Annotated in this window: 14 protein-coding genes, 3 tRNA genes and 2 pseudogenes; 3 read left to right on the forward strand and 16 right to left on the reverse strand. The window is 53.6% G+C overall.

The annotated features are described in order from the left end of the window. Positions 1 to 14 precede the first annotated feature (14 nt). Positions 15 to 1,310, reverse strand: coding sequence for a DUF3798 domain-containing protein (locus NQU17_11025; GenBank protein UUM11183.1), 1,296 nt, complete (start codon positions 1,308 to 1,310; stop codon positions 15 to 17). 483 nt (positions 1,311 to 1,793) lie between these two features. Between NQU17_11025 and galE the strand changes: the two genes are divergently transcribed. Beyond that, positions 1,794 to 2,780 (forward strand): UDP-glucose 4-epimerase GalE, encoded by a 987-nt coding sequence (galE, locus tag NQU17_11030; protein UUM11184.1) that lies wholly within the window; start codon positions 1,794 to 1,796, stop codon positions 2,778 to 2,780. A gap of 454 nt (positions 2,781 to 3,234) precedes the next feature. On the opposite strand, the gene ltrA is transcribed toward galE, so the two are convergent. Together ltrA and NQU17_11040 are read right to left on the reverse strand one after the other, a co-directional pair. Continuing rightward, entirely contained in the window at positions 3,235 to 4,620 is a 1,386-nt protein-coding gene (gene ltrA, locus NQU17_11035) for a group II intron reverse transcriptase/maturase (GenBank protein ID UUM11185.1), read from the reverse strand. Between the two features lie 496 nt (positions 4,621 to 5,116). Further along, the gene (locus NQU17_11040; GenBank protein ID UUM11186.1) at positions 5,117 to 6,391 is read right to left on the reverse strand and encodes a CapA family protein; all 1,275 of its coding nucleotides are present in this window, start codon (positions 6,389 to 6,391) and stop codon (positions 5,117 to 5,119) included. A gap of 455 nt (positions 6,392 to 6,846) precedes the next feature. On the opposite strand from NQU17_11040, the gene NQU17_11045 reads away from it, so the two are divergent. After that, positions 6,847 to 7,815, forward strand: coding sequence for a hypothetical protein (locus NQU17_11045; protein UUM11187.1), 969 nt, complete (start codon positions 6,847 to 6,849; stop codon positions 7,813 to 7,815). 108 nt (positions 7,816 to 7,923) lie between these two features. On the opposite strand, the gene NQU17_11050 is transcribed toward NQU17_11045, so the two are convergent. From NQU17_11050 to NQU17_11095, 10 genes and pseudogenes are all read right to left on the reverse strand, one after another. Beyond that, positions 7,924 to 7,999, reverse strand: a tRNA-Met gene (locus NQU17_11050). Between the two features lie 179 nt (positions 8,000 to 8,178). Continuing rightward, positions 8,179 to 9,399 (reverse strand): MFS transporter, encoded by a 1,221-nt coding sequence (locus NQU17_11055; protein UUM11188.1) that lies wholly within the window; start codon positions 9,397 to 9,399, stop codon positions 8,179 to 8,181. A gap of 249 nt (positions 9,400 to 9,648) precedes the next feature. Then, a tRNA-Leu gene (locus tag NQU17_11060) sits at positions 9,649 to 9,737 on the reverse strand. Between the two features lie 5 nt (positions 9,738 to 9,742). Further along, positions 9,743 to 9,819 (reverse strand) — tRNA-Met (locus NQU17_11065). A gap of 482 nt (positions 9,820 to 10,301) precedes the next feature. Beyond that, a pseudogene (locus NQU17_11070) lies at positions 10,302 to 10,526 on the reverse strand (S1 RNA-binding domain-containing protein). Between the two features lie 35 nt (positions 10,527 to 10,561). Then, positions 10,562 to 10,864: a septum formation initiator family protein gene (locus tag NQU17_11075; GenBank protein ID UUM11189.1), complete on the reverse strand. Its 303-nt coding sequence runs from the start codon at positions 10,862 to 10,864 to the stop codon at positions 10,562 to 10,564. A 111-nt stretch (positions 10,865 to 10,975) separates the two neighbouring features. Further along, positions 10,976 to 11,233 carry an RNA-binding S4 domain-containing protein gene (locus tag NQU17_11080; GenBank protein UUM11190.1) on the reverse strand — a complete coding sequence of 86 codons (258 nt, stop codon included), beginning with the start codon at positions 11,231 to 11,233 and terminating at the stop codon, positions 10,976 to 10,978. 193 nt (positions 11,234 to 11,426) lie between these two features. Further along, the gene (locus NQU17_11085) at positions 11,427 to 11,732 is read right to left on the reverse strand and encodes an HU family DNA-binding protein (protein UUM11191.1); all 306 of its coding nucleotides are present in this window, start codon (positions 11,730 to 11,732) and stop codon (positions 11,427 to 11,429) included. A 163-nt stretch (positions 11,733 to 11,895) separates the two neighbouring features. Next, on the reverse strand, positions 11,896 to 13,233 hold the full coding sequence (locus NQU17_11090) for a MazG family protein (protein UUM11192.1): 1,338 nt from the start codon (positions 13,231 to 13,233) through the stop codon (positions 11,896 to 11,898). 169 nt (positions 13,234 to 13,402) lie between these two features. Then, positions 13,403 to 14,626, reverse strand: coding sequence for a peptidylprolyl isomerase (locus tag NQU17_11095; GenBank protein ID UUM11193.1), 1,224 nt, complete (start codon positions 14,624 to 14,626; stop codon positions 13,403 to 13,405). 622 nt (positions 14,627 to 15,248) lie between these two features. Here NQU17_11095 and NQU17_11100 point away from each other — a divergent pair. Beyond that, positions 15,249 to 15,476: a hypothetical protein gene (locus tag NQU17_11100; GenBank protein ID UUM11194.1), complete on the forward strand. Its 228-nt coding sequence runs from the start codon at positions 15,249 to 15,251 to the stop codon at positions 15,474 to 15,476. Between the two features lie 277 nt (positions 15,477 to 15,753). Here NQU17_11100 and NQU17_11105 read toward each other — a convergent pair whose 3' ends face one another. From NQU17_11105 to pth, 3 genes and pseudogenes are all read right to left on the reverse strand, one after another. Continuing rightward, on the reverse strand, positions 15,754 to 16,914 hold the full coding sequence (locus NQU17_11105) for a peptidyl-prolyl cis-trans isomerase (protein ID UUM11195.1): 1,161 nt from the start codon (positions 16,912 to 16,914) through the stop codon (positions 15,754 to 15,756). Positions 16,915 to 17,078: 164 nt separating this feature from the next. Continuing rightward, complete coding sequence (gene mfd / locus NQU17_11110) at positions 17,079 to 20,627, reverse strand: transcription-repair coupling factor (protein UUM11196.1); 3,549 nt, start codon at positions 20,625 to 20,627, stop codon at positions 17,079 to 17,081. A gap of 302 nt (positions 20,628 to 20,929) precedes the next feature. Continuing rightward, positions 20,930 to 21,478 (reverse strand): annotated as a pseudogene (pth, locus tag NQU17_11115) (aminoacyl-tRNA hydrolase). Positions 21,479 to 21,544: the final 66 nt, after the last annotated feature.

A 21,544-nucleotide genomic window follows, 5' to 3' on the forward strand; every position in this document is an offset into this window, starting at 1 on the left:
GAGACCAGGATTGATTAGTTGTTCTTGATCTTGAGGTATTTTTCCGGAACGGTCTGCTTGGTAGCTCCCATGTAGCCTTTTCCGAAGACGTAGGTGTCCTGGTAAACCATGACGTGGTTGGTCTTGGTTTCGCCAGTCTGCTGGTCGATGTAGTTGGATCCGTTCCATTCAGCTCCCGGAGTAACGGAAGCGAAGGCTTTCAGAAGGTCTTCCTTGGAATCATACTTGTAGGTGCCTTCGAGAACGCCCTTGGCGAATTCGCCCATACCTTCGGATCCGGTGAATCCGTAGGAGTAAGCCCAGGTTCCCATCCGTCCGTTTCCGGCGGTCTTGGCAACAGCGGCTTCGACTTTGGCCAGGATGGCCGGCCAGTTGCCAGCTTCCGCGGTCAGGTCGATGTTAAGAGCAGCGGGGTAACCCATGATCGGAGATGGGAGATCCGGTTCCACAAAGATTGCTCCCAGGGAAGCAACCCGGTTGAGCAGCGGCTCGGTCTGAGCATCGTTGGTGCAGAAGAACGCGGTGTCCTTGCCGTACTTTTCAACCCATGCGGGCATCTGATCCTGGATGTACTTCTTGGCTCCGGCGACCTTAACGTCGGACAGCGGATCCGGTGCGGTTTCGCTGATGAATTCAAGTCCGAGATCCTTGCAGGCTTCTTCCATGATCTTGCGTCTCAGAGAGAGCAGTTCAATGGACATATGGCGCGGGAAGGAGATGTGGACAAATTTCTTGGCGCCCAGCTGTTTGGCAACCCAGATCATGAGGTAGCCGCGGTTTACGTTGTCCGGGTCAACCACGATGTCAGCTGCTGATTCGATCATCTTGGGATCTTCCTGTGAGGAGTTGGCCAGAAGCAGGATATCCTTTCTGGTTTCGCGGATTTTCTTGAAAGCCGCAACGGTTCCGGGGATTGCCTGGTTGACGATGATGGCCTTCATCTTCGGATCGTTGGCCAGTGAGGTGATGGACTGGATCACAGCTTCCTGTTCCTGGTCGAAGTTGTCCGGGTAGTTGACGTGCTTGATGATTCCGCCGTCCTCTACCTTCTTGTACTTGGCAATGAGAGCTTCCGCTCCTCTTTGCTCATCTTCCGCCTGGGATACGGTTCCGGTGACGATTCCGATGTGGAAGCTGCCGGGCTCGAGCTTAGCGAACTCATAGCCGGTTCCTGACGCGGTCGGCTGGGTTCCTGCGCTGGTTCCTGTGCTGGTGCCTCCGGCGGTGGTGTTTTCTGCCGGCTTGGTGCAAGCGGATAATCCGATGACCATGGACAGTGCCAGTGCGGATGATAACAGACGTTTTAACATGTTATTCCCCCCTAAATTAGTCTGAGCGCTGAAATCCATTGATACAGCCGCCTCAGTGATAGCTAAATTGTAAACCTTTAAGTAACATTATTCAAGAAACGTTTATATTTATTGACACCTTGATAAAAAAATAGAGGCGTAGCAAAGATCACAAGTATTTTTATTAAACAGAGACGTTTGTAAATTAACAATTCAACAATAATAACCATAAGACATCATCAACGTTTCACATCCATCGAATGAATCAGGAAAAAACTGTAAAATGAATATTTATACATAACTAAACCATCCCATTGACCACGCCCCATCACCCCGGAATAAACAGTGCCGCAGCACAGACCCCTGTACCACCAGGGCACAAACTTCGGGAGAAACTCTGGGACGAAATAACCCGACCGATCGATCCGATTCAAAGAAACCTGATAGAATGAGAGGGATAGACTGCCCCTTTGGGGCGGCAGTCAGGGAGAAGGAGGTTCAGTTATGTCTGTTTTAGTTTGCGGCGGAGCCGGCTACATCGGTTCTCACTTTGTCCGACGGCTGGTCCGGGAAGGCGAGGATGTTCTGGTGCTTGATGACCTGTCCACTGGCCATGCCCAGGCCGTGGATCCTCATGCCCGGATGATTGTCGGTGATATCGGCGATCAGGCCCTTTTACGGGATATTTTTCGGCGTTATCCCATTGAGGCTGTCATTCATTTCGCTGCCAGTTCCCAAGTGGGAGAGTCCATGAAGAACCCCCTGGCCTATTACCGCAACAATGTCTGCAATACGCAGCGCCTGCTGGAAGTCATGGACGAATTCTCCACCAGATTCCTGGTATTTTCTTCCAGCGCTGCGGTGTACGGCGATCCCGGCACGGATCCCATCACGGAACAGACTGCGACCCGACCGGTCAATCCATACGGTGAATCCAAGCTGGCCATGGAACGAATGATCCACTGGACGGCACAGGCCGGCAGCCTGCGTTATCTGTCCATGCGTTACTTCAATGTTGCCGGAGCCTCGATGGAAGGAACCATCGGAGAGGATCACCGGCCGGAAACCCACATCATTCCCCTGGCTGTCAAAGCAGCCCTGGAGAACCGGCCCTTCACGCTGTTCGGCCAGGACTACCCCACCCCCGACGGAACCTGCATCCGGGACTATATACACGTTGAGGATCTGGCCGATGCCCACCTTCTTGCTCTCAATGCGCTGCGTGCCGGTCACCCTTCAGATGTCTTCAACCTTGGCTCCGGCAGCGGTTTCTCCAATGGAGAGATCATCCGGGCAATCCAGGCGGTGACCGGCCGGGAATTTCCCGTTCAGTCCGGACCCCGCCGAGCCGGCGATCCCGCCCGCCTGGTAGCTGTGTCTGATCGGATCCGGCGGGAACTGGGCTGGAAACCAGCTTACGATGACATCGGGGCTCTCATTCGCACCGCCGTGCAATGGCACCGGCAGCATCCCCAGGGATACCGGGACTGACCGGAATGAGCTCCGACTCATACCGCTCCCGCCTCCACAATGCATAGAGCTCAATCAGAAATCGTATAAAAATTCAGAATCATCAGTAATTCCGCCTCAGGCCATCCAGATCGTCTACGCGCTTCAATCCCCAGTCACCCGGCAGTCCCTTCGAATGAGGGTTTCGTTTTTGACGGAATACTGCCTGGCATGAAAGTGGATCCCATCCCTTCTTCGGATGGATCCAGGCTTCAGTTGGATCCGAGCTTTCGTTGGATCCGGGTTTTAGTTGGATCCAGGCTTCGGGTGGATCCAGGCTTCGGGTGGATCCACTCCAGTCGGACATTGCATGACACAGCAAAGAACAGCAAAGAACAGCAAAGAACAGCAATCGAGTAGGAGGTAGCTGATTAATTCAGCTACCGACCTCTCACACCACCGTACGTACCGTTCGGTATACGGCGGTTCAATCGCTTTAGTGCTTACGCATTCGCTCGTACTGATTAAGGATTTCAAAGTATCCTGCCTGTACGAGCTTTTCGTTTGTTATGGAGCGTGCCAAGACCGGACTTCCGGCAATACGCCAATATCCCAGCCTGGAATTTCCCCACTGGTAGGCTTGCCATGCCGGGATTCCCAGTTTCCGCAAGTTATCCACCCTTGTTCTGGGTTTCTTCCACTGCTTCCAGATGTACATTCTCAGTCGTCTTCGAAGCCATTTATCCCACTCAATCAGCGTGTTCTTGATTGAAGCGATGTAGTAGTGGTTCAGCCAGCCTGTGATATAGGCTTTGACCTCTTTCATGACTTCTCGTACGTTCTTTCCCCGGTTGCGCCTGGTTTTCTCCTTCAACTTCTGCCTGGCTTTCTTCAGGGAGCTTTTATGGGCTCGTATGTAGTTTCCATTCTTATTCTTGCCCATGGCGTAGCCCAGAAACTTGAACTTCCTCGAATAGATACTGATGGCCCGGCTCTTTTCCTGATTCAGTTTTAGCTTCAGCTTCTCTTCCAGGTACTTTCTGCTGGATTCCAACAGACGCTCGGCGGCTCGCTGGCTCCTTGCCAGTACCACGATGTCATCGGCATACCGAACAATGGCCACCCCTCTGCGCTTCATCTCCCAGTCATATTGATTCAGGTAGATATTAGCCAGCAGGGGGGAGAGCGGCCCGCCTTGCGGTGAACCTTCCTCCGTTTCGGTGACCACCCCTTTTTCCATGACTCCGCTTTTCAAATAACTCTTTATGAGCTGTGTCACTCGTTTGTCCTGGATCTGCTGACGAACAAGATTCATCAGCAGTTCGTGGTTGAGTGTATCGAAGTATTTGGACAAGTCTACTTCTGCAACATGGATGTAGCCTTCGTCTGCATACTCCTTGACTCTCGCCATGGCCTTCTGACAATTCCGGTCCGGTCGGTAACCATAACTTTCATCCGCGAACACCGATTCGAAGATCGGGGTCAGTTTGAGGGCAATGGCTTGCTGGAGTATTCGGTCAATGACCGTGGGAATCCCCAGCATGCGTTCGCCGCTTCCATCTGGTTTGGGAATCACTGCGCGTCGAACCGGGTCGGGTTTATACTTCCCTTCCCGGATCTTCTGCCTGAGCTCTTCCACATTCTCCTGCAACCATGGCAGTACCGCCTCGACGGTCATTCCATCGATGCCAGGTGCTCCGCGGTTGTCCTTGACCCTTTTGTAGGCTTCGAACAGATTTCTCTTATCCAGAATTTCCTCCAACAGGTCCTTAGCACCGCCTTGTTCGCTCCTTTTCCGAGCCTCGACGCTCTGCGCTCCTGCATACTCTTTGTGTTCCGCACTATCCCTTTGCAGGCAGCCCTTTCGGTATTCTGCTTTCACACGTCGACCTCCTTCTGAGTCGTTACTTAAGACTTACGATTGTTCAGCCCTTCCCAGAAAAAAAAATCCTGGTACTATGGCCTCGGCTGACTTCTCACAGCAAGCTTTACTCCATCCTTCGGATTTCCTGATGGATGTCTGTGAGACCTCCCCGGGTAAGAACGATAACCTTCATTCCATGTAGCCGTCCCATTTACCACAATTTAAACATAATGTCCGGATCTGGGTAGCATTGGACTTCTTCTTGTCTTGCAGAGTCGTCCTCCGGTTGTGGCCTTATATGAGATTTCTGTTCGTCGGCCCAGAACTTTGCCCGCCAGAACTCCTCGCCCTGACATCCGGCTGCCTTCAGATTCCACCTCGCGATGGACACCGTTGCCTTCGGCTAACGCTTCCTGCTACCGAGCGCGTAGTGGACTTTCACCACCAAGTTATCGCCCATGCCGGGCGCACCAGCAAAGGACCCAAAGAGAAGCCTCTTTGGGTCCTTTGCTGCTTATTCTGCTTTCGTGCCGTCGGAGTAGACGACTTTGACTTTTTTCTTCAGGTTTTTCCGACCCCATTCCAGTTCCCGCTTCATGCGTGCTGTCTGAGTCGGAAAATCTTTTTCATACTGCGTGATATCCCCTTCAGGGATCACTTTGTACTGTTCTTTCCCATTGACTTTCCAGCGCAGATTATACACCAGCGTGGAATCCAGGCCACTCACTCGAATTTCGCCATTCCTGCGTTCAACCGAAATCTTGAAGATCGCTCCCAGGTTAATGTAATCCATGTTTTTCACCTGTCCCTGCCACAGATTGCCGGTGGACCAGATGACGGCCTGAGTCTTCGTTTTTCCCTGGTAGGTGATTTCGCGCAATTCCATGGGCTGGAGCCGGTGCGGGTGACTGCCGATGATGACGTCCACCCCTTCCTCTGTGAGGATCCGGTAGGTATCCATCTGTTTCTGGGAGGGGTAACCGGTATATTCCCTGCCCCAATGAATGTGATAGACAATCAGCTCTGCTCCCTGGGCGCGGGCTTCGGCTATTTCGGAACGGATCTTCTTGGCAGTATTGAAATTCACCGCGTAACTGACCGGCACCGGAATATAGTTCGTCCCGAAGGTTGAGGCGACAAACCCCACTTTGATGCCGTTAATGTCACGAACCAGCGCCGTGGCGGCTTCTGCTTTCGTCCGGAAGGTGCCTGTATGGTCCAGACCAATCAGATCCAGGTTGTCCAGCGTAGCTCTCAGCCCATCCATGCCATTGTCCATGGCATGGTTATTCGCAGTAATCGCCAGATCAACCCCAAGTTTCTTCAGTGTCTGGGAGAGATTGACCGGGGCGTTGAATCGGGGAAATCCCCGATAGCCAAAGTCTTCACCGGCTGTGGCTGATTCCAGATTAACCAGCGTATAGTCGGCATCAGCCAGCAAGTCTCCGATGGGAGCAAACTGAGGCATAAAATCGTAACTGCCGTCCTTCTGACGGGCAGCCCGGGTATTGGTGATATGACTAAGCACATCGCCCGAGGCGACAATGGTAAACTCCGTGTCCGGAAGCGGAGGATTCGGAACCGTCTCAGCCGCTTCACCGGTCACCGGAGCGGTTGAGGGGGATCCGGCGGCATCCGTTCCCGGCTTGGTCGCTGTCGTCTTTGCCGTCGTTGTGACGGAGACCGATTCTGCGGCGGACGTACTGCCCGCGGCAACACCTGCACTCAGTTCACAGCCACTCAGCAGAAGGATGGCAGGCAGAAGTATGGCAACTATTTTTTTTAACATAGGATTCTCCCGTCATATATTTTGCTTATTAACATATTATAGGGAAGACCTGTGAACATTTCCACCGCCTGCCGGTAAAAAATCCTTGAACCAATTGTGACGTACGACATGAAACATCACAATGCGAGCTCCACACCTGATGCAATCGACTCTCCGCCTCACGGAAGTTTTTTATATTAAGTCAACCGGGTCTTCGCCTTTATGCCATGCACAGGATGTCATGAACACGATGCCGTCCCCATATTTTTTTCCATACCGGAACCTATAGAAATTAACTGAAAAATTAATCCTTTAATTAGTTATTCCTTCGTTTTTTCTCTTGTCAATACTAAAAAATGTCCGGATAATACTCTATAATTAGGATATGGTGTTAACGTTTACTTCATTCTACGAAGTAAAGCCTGCCATACCGTGATCCCTGGGGTCTCGGAAAATATAAGATGACAGGGGGATTTATGAAGAAACAAATCGCAGCCATTCTTTCCATCGTTCTGATTCTTGGCACCACAGCCTGCAGCAGTTCAGGTAAGTCCACCATTGACCAGCCCGTCAGCAGCGCCGCAGAAAAAGGTAAGTCCACGACCACCGCGTCTGCCGGAACAACGAAACCGACAGTCACCTCTGCCGAAACCAAACCCGCTGACACCAAGCCGACGGAAACTCAGCCGACAACGGGAGAAGTGTCCATCGAAAAGCAGGTTCTGCTGGAACAGAAAGACGTCAAAATCACTGCCACCGGCCTGGAGCGTGACGGTTTGTTTGGAGCAACCCTCAAAGTCCTGATCGAGAATAATTCCGATACTGATTTGACGATTCAAACACGCAACGTCTCCATCAACGGCTACATGATCAACAGTCTGATGTCGGCGGATGTCAGCGCCGGCAAGAAGGCTAATGACGAAGTGACCTTCATGAACTCCGATCTGGAAGCCGCCGGCATCAGTGACATTGCCGATATGGAAATTACCTTCCACGTCTTCAAGTCCGAGGGCTGGGATGAATACTTCGACAGCAAGCCGATTCAACTGAAAACCTCCATCGCCGACACCTATGAGTACAAATTCGATGATACAGGCAAAGTATTATATGATAAGAACAACATTCGGATTATCGCCAAAGGCATTTCCAATGATGACTCTATGTTTGGCCCCGGGCTGATCCTCTTCATCGAGAATAATGGGAAGAAAGGCTTCACAGTCCAGGCCAGAGACGTTTCGGTTAACGGCTTCATGATCAACCATACCATGTCCACGGACGTTTCCCCCAAGAAGAAGGCCCTCACCGCCCTCACCTTCTTCAAGGATGACCTGGAAAAGAATGACATCGTGAAGATCACTGATGTTGAGCTGGCTTTCCATATTTTTGACATGGAAAAATGGGATACCATTGCCGACACCAAGAAGTTTGAACTGAGCTTTGATTAACCGGACGGCCGGAATAGAGGATCGCAAACTGACGCTTATTTTGTTCTGACGAAATGATATAAAAAAACAAGTGGCTGAAATCAAATTTCTTGATTTCAGCCACTTTTATGGTTGCGGAGGTAGGACTTGAACCTACGACCTTCGGGTTATGAGCCCGACGAGCTACCAACTGCTCCACTCCGCGATATTGCCTTGAATCAGGCTACTTATATATAATAAGTCAGGAATGAGAAGTTGTCAACCACTAATTTCAGGAAATCTAAAAAAACCGCAGAAAAGCTCAGAAGCTCCTGCATCCGCAAGGACACAGGAACCGTCAAATGATCCGCTTGATGGGTTCAGCGAAGATCCGATGACTGGGAATTATGACCCTTCCAGCTCCCGGACTTCATCAAAGGTGCGGGTGCGCACGTAGAACAAGATCCCGTTGGCAACCATAGCGACCCCGGACAGCAGGAACCAGCGGTCGATTCCGATCACCTCGCTGACCGGACCGGCAATCAGCAGCCCTACCGGCATGGACAGGGTCATCAGCATCATAATCAGGGAAAATACTTTCCCCATCATATCCGGAGCGATGGTTTCCTGAATATAAGCCATCAGGGGAACGTTGATGAAGGAACCGGAGAAGCCCATGACCAGGCAGCACACGACAAAGAGCCAGAATTTATCAGGATTCACCGCCCCGCTGGTCCAGGCACCCAGGCCCATTACGGTGATGGCCATCGATACCATGAGGAAGCGTTTTTTCAGTCCGCCCCACACACCGAGAAGGAGTGAGGATACCAGCAGACCACCGGCAAAAAACAATTCAACCAGGCTGTTGTGCCAGGCATTCCCCTGGAAATGTGTCCGAACCAGCAGCGGGAACAGGGATCCCAGCGGCATATAGAGAATGTTCAGCAGAAGCATCGGCAGAAATACCGCCATCAGCGCTTTGTTTTCCCGGACTGCCGCAAACCCGGATTTCACATCGGCGAGCATGTCCATGTCTGGCCGGGTCCGCTGTACATCCGGAATTCGAACGAACATCAGACAGCCCACAGCGAACAGGGCACCCGCGATATCAACCAGCATAATGGCCCAGATGGGCAGGACCGCCATCAGCGCGGCTCCAAGTACAGGCCCCAGCATGTTCGACAGAGAATTGATCAGATTCGCCCACCCGCCCGCTTTCGTTAACATATCAGCGGGAACCAGCGTCGGAATTGCCGCCTGCATGGCCGGAGCATGGAATGTATTGCCGGTGCCGCGCAGGAACAGAATCAGATACATGAACCAGACAGGCGGAATTGGCCAGTACCAGAAGGCAATGCCCAAAATCACGCTGGAGAGCGCGACCATCCCATCCGCCAGCATCATGACGGTGCGGCGGTTCAAACGGTCGATCCAGACCCCGGCAAATGCCCCGAACATGAGGAACGGCAGCATGGAGACCACCGCCGCGATGGACAGCGTCAGAGCGGACTGAGTCTGAATCGTGAGCCACCAGATGATGGCAAACTGGACAGCCGCCGATCCCAATATGGAAAACGCCTGCCCACTGTAAATGATCGCAAATTGCTTTTTCCAATTATTTAACATACAAGATATCCTTTGCCGTTTGATTGGTTCTATCTTTAGTTTAACCGACTTTGCGCCATTTGACGAATCTGGATTCATACCAGCGAATAAATCCAGATAGCCGGTAGCTGCAGCTTGTTCTGTGGGTATCTGACCCAAAGATCTCCTGATTCATCGAAACCACCTCAGCAGGTACCGGTCAGACCTGATAATCGATGCTGCAATAAAAAAGAGATACCAAAAATGGTATCTCTTTTTTATCAAATGGAATGGTGCTGAAGACCGGAATCGAACCGGTACGGTGTGTTAGCACCGCAGGATTTTAAGTCCTGTGCGTCTGCCAGTTTCGCCACTCCAGCAATTATGGTAGCGGAAATAGGACTTGAACCTACGACCCTTCGGGTATGAACCGAATGCTCTAGCCAGCTGAGCTATTCCGCCATATTCGATCTGCCTTTGATAGCGACAAGATTTATTATAAGGCAGCCCTTTCCCCTTGTCAACAAGATTTCATTGGAAAATCATCCAAATCCGATAAAGTTTTTGGGGGATCCGGATGCTGACCCTGGATGGGGATCCAGAAACGAAGCGGACGAACTCCTTCATCCGCTTGCTGGTCATCAGCTCTTCTTGCGTTTGACATTTCCGCCCGGTTCCTGACGGCGCTTGAATTCCGAAAGCTTCTCCTCAGAGTCTTTCTGGAAGCGCGACATCATATCCTCAAAGGACTGGGGTCCTTTTTCCAAGGCTCTTGGACGACGGTCCCGAGCCCAGTCGTCATCACCGGACCGGTTGTAAGGCTTCTTCTCCGCAGGCGGCCGGGAATCAAAGGTTCTGGGCCGGCCCGAGGCAGCACCAAAAGACGGTCTCAGAGCGGCCGCTTCGGAGGAAGGCGTTCCTTCCTTAGGCTTTAGATCGGGATTAGCCTGCTTGATGGAAAGGCTGATTTTGCCATTGGGTTCGATCTTCAGAACCTTGACTTTCATCTTTTCCCCTTCCTTCAGAAAATCCTTGATATCCTTGACATAGCTGTCTGCCACTTCGGATATGTGCACGAGGCCGGTTTTGCCCTCGATGTCCACAAATGCTCCAAAGGTGGTAATGTTGATAATCGTACCTTCCAGAATGGCTCCTGCTTCGATTGCCATGTTTTTTAAAGATTCCTCCTTGAACCTGTCGTTTGCTAGGGGGCGGTGTCTGTGGCAGCCGGGGTGGTCGTTGACGGCATATTGATCACCGGGATCTCATCCGGCTTGATCATCTGCAGCCGTTCCCTGGCCTGCTTTTCGATATATTCTGTTGAATTCAGCTGATCGACCTGCTCGAGCAGCCGCTTGTTTTCACCCTGGACCTCCTTGAGCAGATTCAGCTGCTCTTCCTGCGTGCGGTTAATCCGGTCCATTGTCACCCGTTGATTGGCAAATTGGAACAGAGCAAGGAAAGCCAGCAGAACCAGGGCAATATGTTTTAATTGCAGTTTTTTCATCGCTCCTCCCTTCCATTCTATTCCATTTTAATATAAACCCCTGGTATTTCAAGAAGAAATATATCTATACAGGAAGAATCCATCTTTTCTGCTGCAACGGTCGACCCTGGTTTAGTCGATCTCCGCACCTTCCAGGATTTCGTACAGGGCCGTCGCTTCCTCTTTCCGGACGGTTTCCCGGATGTCCAGAATACGGGCGCGCACCTTCTTGGAGGCGTATTCAATTTCGATGATGTCATCGGCCTTGACTTCCGCCCCGGCTTTGGACACTTTGCCATTGATCTTGACCCGACCGGTATCGCAGGCTTCCTTGGCGACCGGGCGCCGCTTGATCAGGCGGGATACTTTCAAATATTTGTCTAGTCTCATGAGCAACCTCTCTTCTTAGCGTGCGCAGCACGGAATCTGCCGGGCCTCCCAGGGCTGCAGGCATTCCGGATACCTGTACCTGGCGGGTTTCCCAGGCTTCGACTGCTGTGGCCGGCAGTATAGTCGGATTATATCATTATTGCCGGCTGAAAAAAAGATAAGGCTCCAACCAGGGAGCCTCGTTATCTGATGTCTATTTCTTTTTGGATTTCTTCTTCGGGACCGGTTTGTTGACTAAGCCCTTGAAGTCTTTGCCCGGTTTGAACACGGGAACTTTCGATGCCGGAATCTGAATGGTTTCCTTGGTTCTGGGGTTTCTTCCTTCTCTGGCAGCTCTTTCTCTGACTTCGAAAGTTCCAAAGCCAACGAGTTGAACTTTGTCACCAGCTTCAAGCGCACCCATAACGGCTTCCTTGAAAGCGTTTAATGCAACTTCAGCTTCTTTCTTGGTCATCTTGCCGGATTCTGCGATTTTGGTGATTAATTCCGCTTTGTTCATTGATTAACCCTCCTCTGAGTATTGGAAATAGCAGATTCTCCGCTATCTATACATATTCTCTATCAAAAAGGGCGTAAAATCCATGATTCGCTTCACTTTTCACAGATATTTAACAAATGAATCCCACAACCATGCCGATTTCAGCCCCTTTTTGCGACATTTTCTAGATTTCGTCGCTTTTCGTCAGGTGTTTGATCTCCTGCTCCACCCGATGGGTTAGCAGCTCCTCGGGCTGGAAGCCGGCTCCATCGAGGAGCAGCACCGTGTAATAAAGCAATTCCGCCAGGTCCTGCTCCTCCTCCAGATTCTCGTTCAGAATCCGCCGGATCTGTGCCAGCAGTTCGTCGCGCGACCGTCGGGGGCGACCGTAGGCTTCCGCCTTTTTGGCCACCTCAGCCGCCCGCATGGTGGCCGGAATGGATTTCGGCAGGGATTTCAGCTTGTCATCCAGACTGACTTCTCCCTTTTCCGTTTTCTTGATCTTTTCCCAGTTGCTGAGCACTTCCTGGGAGTTTTTCAGATCCAGCGTGCCAAAGACATGGGGATGGCGCGAAATCATCTTGTCGTTCACGCTGCGGATGATATCCAGGATGGTAAAATCCCCCTGCTCCTCGGCAATGCGCCCATGGAGCACAACCTGCAGCAGGACATCCCCCAGCTCCTCTTTCATATCTTCCAGGTTGCCCTGGGTAATGGCATCCGCCGCTTCATAGGCTTCCTCAATCAGGTAGCGCCGCAGCGATTCATGGGTCTGCTCCCGGTCCCAGGGGCACCCTCCCGGCTCGCGCAGCGCGTTGATGGTGCGGCGGAAATCCTGGAAGCCCGGCTTGACCGATTCGCGCTCGATAAAAACCGTCGTGAGATGATCCACATCCTCCTGCCGGTCCAGCGCCCACAGCGGGATGCGCCGCACCGTCTCCTCGCCCTTGATGCCCGCGTTGCGAACATAAATAATCTCCGCTTCATCATCCAGATAGTCAGACAGCGCCAGCTTGACCTCGGAGGCAATCCGCCGATTGTAGACCTGGGTCACCACGGTGTCCGTGTCTCCCGACAGTCCCTTGTCCCTGAGCTCGGTGGCATCCAGAATCAGCAGTCCCCGAATCGGATCCCGCCGCAGCACATCCAGGATGGTGTCAATAAAGCTGACTGCCGGATGAACGACATAGGGAATGCCCTCCTGTTCCAGCCTGCTGATCAGCTCGACCACCGACTGTTCGGCAATCATGGGATTTCCCGGGACGCAGTATGTAAGCTCCGTTCCTTCCCGCCTCCAGGCGGCTATGACCTCCTCCGCCAGGGAGCGGTAGACTTCCTGGAAGCTGGCGTTCTTTTCGTAGAGGTGATCCAGGCTGGCATAGCGGATGCCCCAGCTGTCCAGAGCCGCCACCGTGGGATGGATGCGGGTTCGTAGCAGAACCCTGGTCCGTTTCAGCAATTCAAAAGTTTCCATCGTAAGGGAACCGGGATCCCCCGGGCCCAGGCCCGCAATGTGTATCATAAGTCATCTCCTGTGCAATACAACGTTCAGTCTTGCGATGAACCGCATCCCCTGAAGGGTCATCATCAAGCGTTTCATCCATTTTGATCAGTTTCAGTATATCAGAGCCGGCGGCAAAAAAGCAGGGAAGGACCTCCGCTTTTTCCCGGAGATCCCTGCCATCGATTCATTATTTGGTTGTCGCTGCCGGTGTCGTGGAACCCGTGGCATCCGGTGTGGTGGAGCCCGCATCCGGTTCAGCCGGTACATCCACATTCATCGGGATTTTCTCCGGGTATTTCTTTACGTCGTAAGCAGTTTCCCATTCCTTCAGAAGCTCTTCCAGCCGGGCTTGCTTCTTCTCATTGAGAATGTTCATGCGCACATTTTCCTTGACGGTGATTTCCTTGCCGTTTTCCAGGGGGAGCATATCCGTCAGAGCCAACACCTTGGGCTCAGCCACAACATTCGTGACTTTGATCAGGTGCCAGCCGAAGCTGGTTTTCACCGGTGCCGATATTTCGCCTTCCTTTAATTTTTTTGCTTCAGCCATGAAATCCGGCGAGAGCTCCTGGTTTTCATAGGGATAGTTGCCCAGCAGGCCGCCCTGGGTGGCTGTTCCATCCTTGCCATATTCCTTGGCCAGATCCTCGAATTTTGCCCCCTTGTCCAGCTTGGCCTTGGCTTCCTTGGCCTTGGCTTCTGCATCCGCTGAGTCCGGCTCGCCAAAGAAGATGTGGTAGATCGTCGCTCCGGCGCTCTGGGTATAATTCGTTGCCTTTTCCTCTTCATAGGTTTCATTGATTTCGGCGTCGGTGACCTGAATGTCCTTGGTCAGTTCCTCCGCCACTTTCTTAAAGCGCAGCGACTTGAGTACTTCCGCCTTGTAGGATTCCGCCGTGAACCCGGCATTTTTCAGGATCTGATCAAACTGTTCCTGTCCGCCATAGCTGGCCAGGTTGTCCTTCATGATCTGCTCGTACTTGGCCAGAGCTTCCGCACTGTCGGAGGCGATCTTCATTTCATCCGCCTTCTTCAGCAGCAGCGCATTGCGCACCAGCTGATCGAGAATGGATGGCTTCTGCTGCTGCAGCGTTGCCAGAGCACCGTCCACCATTTCGCTGGTATACTGGGCACGCAGGGAATCCAGCATTTTGTTGAACTCCTCCTCAACCTGACCGGAGGTGATGCTGATGCCCTCGCCTTCTGCCAGAATGATGGAAGGATCAATCGCCTTGGTAATGACGGCGGGCATGGTGGTTGTGGTGGAAGCCGCCTGACTCTGAGCCGCGGTCGTTTGGCCGGCGTTGCTGCCCGGGACCGATGTGTTGGACGGGGATGCCGGTGACGGGGCACAGCCTGCGAGAGCACCCAGAATCAGCGCCATGCTGACCAATTGTTTAATACGTTTCATTGTAATCTCCTGTCGTGGTTTCTTATCGTAGTTTCTTATCGTGGTTTTTCCTGGTAAATGCTGAACCGATACCTCCCTGTCTTAAGGGGACGTCAATCGAAAGCTTGCGTCATATCAGTTACAAAACAATATGATTATACCCCAGGAAGGGGGTCAAGGGGTTACAAAACAGAATGTATTTCAGGAAAAAACAGCCGACCGGATTCTATCCCACTGACCAGGCGGTTTCCGGTCAGCTCCGGTTTTCGCCCCACGAAGGATCTGTTCCCCATGGACAAACCCTTGGTCCCCGCAGTGTATTGAGTATATTCCGTCATTGATCATTTTTATGATGGTATATCTGTGCTATGTTTTCTTTAAAACCGGATCGTCATCCAGACAATACCTGCACCGGGCGGTCTTCCTCCATCGCTCCCGGCGACCGCACGAGACAGCATGAGGAATCCGGATGGTCCGGAACAGGAAGGAGTGAGTCCAATGAAGCAGTAAACCAGACGCCGAGCATCTCATTGAGGTTGCACTGGGGACAGAATTTTGAGTACGGGATGGGCAGGCAGAAAACATCAGGTTGCTGCCTGCGTTGAATCTTTTCGGCCGAAACAGGCCGGATGGGAGAAGCGCTATGATTAACAAGATATTTCATGGACTCATGTGGGGAATCGTCGGTGTCTACCTGGTCATGAAATTGTATGTGAACCCTGACGCCTTTACCAGCAGCATCTTTCATCTGATCTCATACACCGTCATCGCTTTGTATGCGATCTATACGGGTTATTCAAAAAAGGAACTGCATGTTCAGATAATCGGCTTGTTACTGCTTGTTATGGCCGCTGCTGATTTTTGGCTATAAATTCGACGCGACGGTTCCCCCCGGGATGAAGTAACGATGACTCATCCCTGGGGGAACCTTTGCTTTGAACGGACCGGAGGATCCTGATCCGACCGGTCTTTTCATGGTTTTGATACGACTTAACCTTTCATTAACTTCCTTTCATTAACTTCCTTTGATGGACCCCCTGGTTGGAGAGCCTTCTGAGGTCAACAAAGGCGGCAGCTGCGAATTCTCTTCGCAGCTGCCGCCTTTGTGATTATCTGACTGGCAGGCCAGGATCGGCCTGCTGTTTTAATTACTTCGTTTCCGTGGGAGTGGTGACACCCTGGCTGGTGGGAGCCGGCGTCGTTGTTCCGGGCTGAGTGGTTTCTGGTTCCGTCTGGTATTCCATGGGGATCCGCTCCGGATAACGCTTGACGTTGTACTGAGCTTCCCATTCATCCAGCAGAGCCGCGACTTTTTCGTTCTTTTTGCTGCTCTTGAGCGTCGTTTCGATTTCTTCCTTTACCGTCCGCTCCACGCCGTCATCGCCGGTTACCTTATCCGTCAGAACCAGCACCTTGGCTGCGCTGAGCACATTGGTTACCTTGATCAGATGCCAGCCGAAAGAGGTTTTAACCGGACCGGAAATATGGCCTTCGGTCAGCTTCTTGGCTTCCGCCACAAAATCGGCACCCAGTTCCTGGGTGTCCCAGGGGAAGGTTCCCAGAAGGCCGCCTTCCTTGGCGGAGTCATCCTGGCCGTACTCTTTGGCAATATCCTCGAACTTGGCTCCGCCGTCCAGCTTGGCCTTGGCTTCCTTGGCCTTGGCTTCCGCGCCGGCGTCATCGGGCTTGCCGAAGAAGATATGGTACATGGTCGCACCGGGCTGCTTGGTATAGGTCGTTGCTTTGTTCTTTTCGTAGTATTCGTTGATTTCCGCCTCAGACACCGTAATGTCCTTGGTGACTTCTTCGAGGAGCTTTTCCAGGCGCAGGCCCTTTAGAACTTCCTGCTTGTAGGAATCCGCGGTGTAGCCGGCGTTGGACAGCGTCTTGTCATATTCTGCCTGGCTGCCCAGTTCGGCAACGGCATCCTTGACGATTTTCTCGTATTCCTGAATCATTTCGGGAGAGTCCGTCGGGATCTTGAGCTCATCCGCCTTCTTTACCATCAGCTGATTGCGCAGCTTGGTATCCATGATCTGAATCTTCTGCTGCTCAAACTGAGCAGCCAGAGACTTCATGGTCTCTTCACCGTACTGAGCCGTCCAGGACACCATCAGCTTCTCATAATCATCCAGCACTTCTCCCAGGGTGACTTTAATGCCGTCCCCTTCCGCCAGAACAACCCCGCGCTTTTCCGCCTCTTCCCGGGCGATCGCTTCTTCGGTCTTCACGACCAGGCCGCAGCCGGCAAATACCGACAGGCTCATGCCAACGGCGAGGACCGCCGCAATTTTCTTTAATCCGATCACTATTCTTTACACTCCTAGCATGCCTCTTGACCGAGGCTGATTTTCATTCCGCCGGCACTCCGGCAGATGGACATTTTTTTAACTCAAGGTTCATTATAATCGTTTTTTTGACGGGAGGCAACTTTGGACCGTTTCGCCGGACAACCCCGGCAGGGGCTGTCTGACTAGGCTTTGCGCCGCTCCAGCTCCTTCTTCTGCTCTTCTCCCAGTGCGTCAAACAGCCGTGACAAATCCCGGAGCAGCACATCCCGGGTGGTCCGGTATCGGAACTCGATGACGGGCTTTTCGCCGGCGATAATGGTGCTGCGGTCACTGTAGGGCGGGTTAGCCAGGACTCCGACATAGGGCGAACGGAAGGCATCGACATTCTGGAAGGTCATCGTGACATAGCTGCCGCGGTCGCGAATCTCGCTGATGGCAAGGGCTTTTGCCTTGGACCGCAGCAGCGCGACATCCATGAGATTATAGGTGGCATCGGGTATATCCGAGAACCGGTCCTCCAGCTCAGCCTTGACCTGGAAATAATCCTCCTTGGTCTCAATGGCGGCGATCTTTTTGTACATCTGGATCTTGAGGATCTCATCGGCGATATATTCCCGCGGAATGTAGGCATCCAGGCGGATGTCCACCACCGTGTCCGGCGCGTCGCCCCGGCTCTGGCCGGTCAGTTTCTTCACCGCCTCATCCAGCATCCGGATGTACAGGTCATAACCAACGGCTGCCATGTGTCCGGACTGAGCCTTGCCCATCATATTGCCGGCTCCGCGGATCTCCAGATCGCGCATGGCGATGCGGAAGCCGGAACCCAGCTCGGTAAAGTCCTTCAGCGCCTTCAGCCGCTTTTCCGCCACCACCGTCAGCACTTTGTCCCGGCGGTAGGTCAGATAGGCATAGGCGATGCGGTTGGTCCGGCCCACCCGGCCGCGCAGCTGATACAGCTGGGACAGACCCAGCTTGTCTGAGTCATAAATGATGATGGTATTGACATTGGGAATATCCAGGCCCGTTTCGATGATGGTGGAACTGACCAGCACGTCGAAGCGCCCTTCCATGAAATCCACCATGACATCTTCCAGCTCCCGCTCCGACAGCTGACCGTGGCCAATGCCGAATTCCACTTCAGGAACCAGCTGCTTGAGGTAGTTGGCCATGCGCTCGATGTCCTGGACGCGGTTATAGACGAAATAGACCTGACCGTTGCGGCTCTTCTCGCGCAGGATGGCGTCCCGGATCAGCTGCTCGTTGTATTCCACCACATAGGTCTGAATCGGGTAGCGGTCATCCGGCGGCGTTTCAATGAGTGAGATGTCCCGAATCCCGGTCATGCTCATGTTCAGGGTTCGGGGGATCGGTGTGGCCGACAGGGTCAGCACATCCACCGCCTTTTTCAGTTCCTTGAGCTTTTCCTTGTGCTTCACGCCAAAGCGCTGCTCCTCGTCAATGATGAGCAGGCCAAGATCTTTGAACTGGACGGCCTTGCCCAGGAGCTTGTGGGTCCCAATGAGAATATCCACATTGCCCTCCTTGAGCCGGATGAGAGAATCCCGAACCTGAGCCGCCGTGCGGAAGCGCGACACCATATCGATGTTCATGGCGAACCCTTCAAAGCGCCGCCGGAAATTATTGTAATGCTGCTCGGCCAGAATCGTGGTGGGTACAAGCACCGCCACCTGCTTGCCGTCCATGACCGCTTTGAAGGCAGCGCGCATGGCCACTTCCGTTTTGCCGTAGCCGACGTCGCCGCACAGCAGGCGATCCATCACCCGGGGAGACTCCATGTCTTTCTTGATCTCCTCGATGCTGGTCAGCTGATCCGGTGTTTCATCATACTGGAATTCATCCTCAAACTCCCTCTGCCAGGGCGTGTCCTTGCTGAACTCGTAGCCCCGGACCTGACTGCGCTGAGCGTACAGCTCCACAATCTCCTGCGCCACCTGATCCACATTGGCCCGGACCTTGGCCTTCGCCTTGGCCCACTCCTGGCCGCCCAGCCGGGAAACCTTCGGGGCGGCCGCTTCATTTCCGATGTACTTCTGGATCAGATCCAGCTGGTCGACCGGAATGAACAGCCGGTCATTGCGCTCGTAGCTGATCTCCAGGTAATCCTTGACGGCCCCCTGGGTTTCGATCTGCTTCATGCCCTGATAGACGCCGATGCCGTGGTTGACATGAACCACATAGTCGCCCTTCTTCAGGTCATCGTAGGAGTGGATCTTTTCAATTCCTTTGCCCTTGACGGCCCGGCGCTTCTTTTTCTGAGAAGATTCGCCGAACACCTCGGCATCGGAGATCACCGCCAGGCGGATGTCGCGGAATTCATAGCCTTTTTTCTGATTGCCGAAGGTGATGACGACTCCGCCCGGGCCGACGGCACCGACGTCATCGCGGTAGATCGCCTCGATTTCGCGGCCGCGCAGCGTTTCTTCCAGCCGTTCGCCCCGGGGGCGGGTGCCGGACAGAACCACGGTGCGCCACCCGCCCGCTTTGCGGTGGGCGATGTCATCCACCAGCAGATCCAGCTGACCGTGAAAGTGATAGACCGTATTGCTTTCAAACTGAGCCAGATGCCGGGGTGGCAGCGCCCGATCCGTCTTCATCAGGTCATGGAGCGACAGTACCGGCCGGTTCAACAGCTGGGTCTGGATCACCTCCGGATCCAGCATGATGCGGGACTGCCCCGCCAGAATCTCTCCCCGGCTCAGAAAGGTTTCGTACTGTTCCCGGAATTCCAGCGCGGCCGACCCCAGTTTGCCCATGGTGCGGATGGAATCATCCAGCACGACAAAGTGCTCGCCGATATAGTCCAACAGGCTGGCCGGCTGCTCAAAAAAGTACGGCAGGCAGGAATCGATGGTTTCAAAGCTCCACGTTTCCTCCAGGGCTTCCAGATTCTTCTGCACGATGGCTTTCAGCTTCTCGAAGGCTTCCGGACCCAGGGCTTTGCGCGCCGCTTTATTCTGGGTCAGTTCCTCCATTTCTTTCCGGATCTGATCGCGCCCGCGCAGCAGCGACGGCTTGTCGATGATGATTTCCTTGCTGGGAAAGATCTCGGTTTCGGTGACCGGCTCGATGGAGCGCTGGGTCTCCGGATTGAAGGTCCGGATGGTGTCGATCTCGTCGCCGAACAGCTCAATCCGCACCGGGAACGGAGCCACCGGTGAAAAAATATCCATGATGCCACCGCGCTGGGAGAACTGACCGCGCCCTTCCGTCACTTCCGCCCGCTCGTAGCCGGCTTCGATCAGGCGCTTCGCCAGATGGTCCAGGTCCAGCACGTCTCCGGTTTTAAGGTGAAAGGTATAGCGCTGGAAGTAGTCCAGCGGCATCCAGGCCGAAAGCAGCGCTTCCACGGAGGCCACGATGATCTTCTTCTGACCTGAGGCAATCTCCCGCAGAACCTTCAGCCGTTCCCAGCGCAGATCGCCGGACACGGCGTCGGCATCATAGAACACCAGCTCCCGGGCCGGCAGGAAATAGACCTCCAGCTCCCAGAGCAGCAGGTCATCATAGATGGCGCGGGCTTCCAGCTCCGACCATGAAAAAATAAACAGCGACTTCTCGGTCGACTGGTAGAGCGCAGACAAAAAGGCGGCCCGGGCGGAATCGGAAATTCCGTACACCCCGATCGGATACCGCTTCTCCCGGATTCCCGCACGAACCTGCTCAAAGCCCTGACTCGTCTGAATCAGAGCTTTGATGGCATCCAGCCTCATGATCTCACCTCGGAGTCCGAATCCGGTTCGGACGGATTCTCGGTCACAGGATCGACTGAGGATGGATTCTTCGGCAGCGGTTTTTGATGCAGCAATTCTTCCGGGTTACGATCTGCCAATGGCTTATGGGGCAAGACATTCTCCTCGGACGAGCTGTTCAGCGACGCACTGTCCGCAGATGTGCTGCCCGAAGCCGCACTCTCCGCAGAGTTGCTGTCCGAAGATGTGCTGTCCGAAGCGGCAGCGCCGGGTTCCCCGGACTCCCTGGGCAGCTTCGGTGCCTTGGGCGGTTTGCCGGAGGAATTATAGCGGTTCATGGCATCTTCCACGGCACCGGTGACGATGACTTTCACCGCGTCCCGGGCCAGCTGCAGGCCCTCGGTATACAGAGGTTCCTCCGTGGGCGAGAACTTGCCCAGAACATGGGAGATGACATTGCCGCGGGGGCCACCGACACCGATGCGCAATCGGGTAAAGTCATCGGATCCGGTGAGTCCGATGATGCTCTTCATGCCGTTGTGGCCGCCGGCGGATCCTTTGACCCGGATCCGGATGGCTCCGGGTTTCAGCGCCATGTCGTCATAGACCACCATCCACTCGTCCGGACGCGGTTTGAAGAAGTTCAGGGCGGCCACCACGGCTTCCCCCGACAGGTTCATATAGGTCATGGGCTTGATGAGGACGACCTTTTGGCCGCCAAGGAATCCCTCCCCCACCATGCTCTTGAATTTGCTCTTATTGATGTCGATATTTGCCTCATCGGCAATGAGGTCCACCAGGTCAAACCCGGCATTGTGCCGGGTCCGGGCATATTGGGGCCCCGGATTGCCCAGGCCGAAAATGATAAACAAGCTGATTCCTCCTGACATGGGAAAAACCAAGGAAATCATTCCTTGGGTATTCCGCGGTTCGGGTCA

It is taken from the genome of Clostridiaceae bacterium HFYG-1003, assembly GCA_024579835.1.
In the GTDB taxonomy this organism is placed as follows: domain Bacteria; phylum Bacillota; class Clostridia; order Clostridiales; family Clostridiaceae; genus JG1575.

Bases quoted from the DNA above. Each gene is read 5' to 3' on its own strand.
- NQU17_11025 (UUM11183.1), bottom strand. From the start codon at position 1,310: ATGTTAAAACGTCTGTTATCATCCGCACTGGCACTGTCCATGGTCATC.
- galE (UUM11184.1), top strand. From the start codon at position 1,794: ATGTCTGTTTTAGTTTGCGGCGGAGCCGGCTACATCGGTTCTCACTTT.
- NQU17_11040 (UUM11186.1), bottom strand. From the start codon at position 6,391: ATGTTAAAAAAAATAGTTGCCATACTTCTGCCTGCCATCCTTCTGCTG.
- NQU17_11045 (UUM11187.1), top strand. From the start codon at position 6,847: ATGAAGAAACAAATCGCAGCCATTCTTTCCATCGTTCTGATTCTTGGC.
- NQU17_11055 (UUM11188.1), bottom strand. From the start codon at position 9,399: ATGTTAAATAATTGGAAAAAGCAATTTGCGATCATTTACAGTGGGCAG.
- NQU17_11075 (UUM11189.1), bottom strand. From the start codon at position 10,864: ATGAAAAAACTGCAATTAAAACATATTGCCCTGGTTCTGCTGGCTTTC.
- NQU17_11080 (UUM11190.1), bottom strand. From the start codon at position 11,233: ATGAGACTAGACAAATATTTGAAAGTATCCCGCCTGATCAAGCGGCGC.
- NQU17_11085 (UUM11191.1), bottom strand. From the start codon at position 11,732: ATGAACAAAGCGGAATTAATCACCAAAATCGCAGAATCCGGCAAGATG.
- NQU17_11090 (UUM11192.1), bottom strand. From the start codon at position 13,233: ATGATACACATTGCGGGCCTGGGCCCGGGGGATCCCGGTTCCCTTACG.
- NQU17_11095 (UUM11193.1), bottom strand. From the start codon at position 14,626: ATGAAACGTATTAAACAATTGGTCAGCATGGCGCTGATTCTGGGTGCT.
- NQU17_11100 (UUM11194.1), top strand. From the start codon at position 15,249: ATGATTAACAAGATATTTCATGGACTCATGTGGGGAATCGTCGGTGTC.
- mfd (UUM11196.1), bottom strand. From the start codon at position 20,627: ATGAGGCTGGATGCCATCAAAGCTCTGATTCAGACGAGTCAGGGCTTT.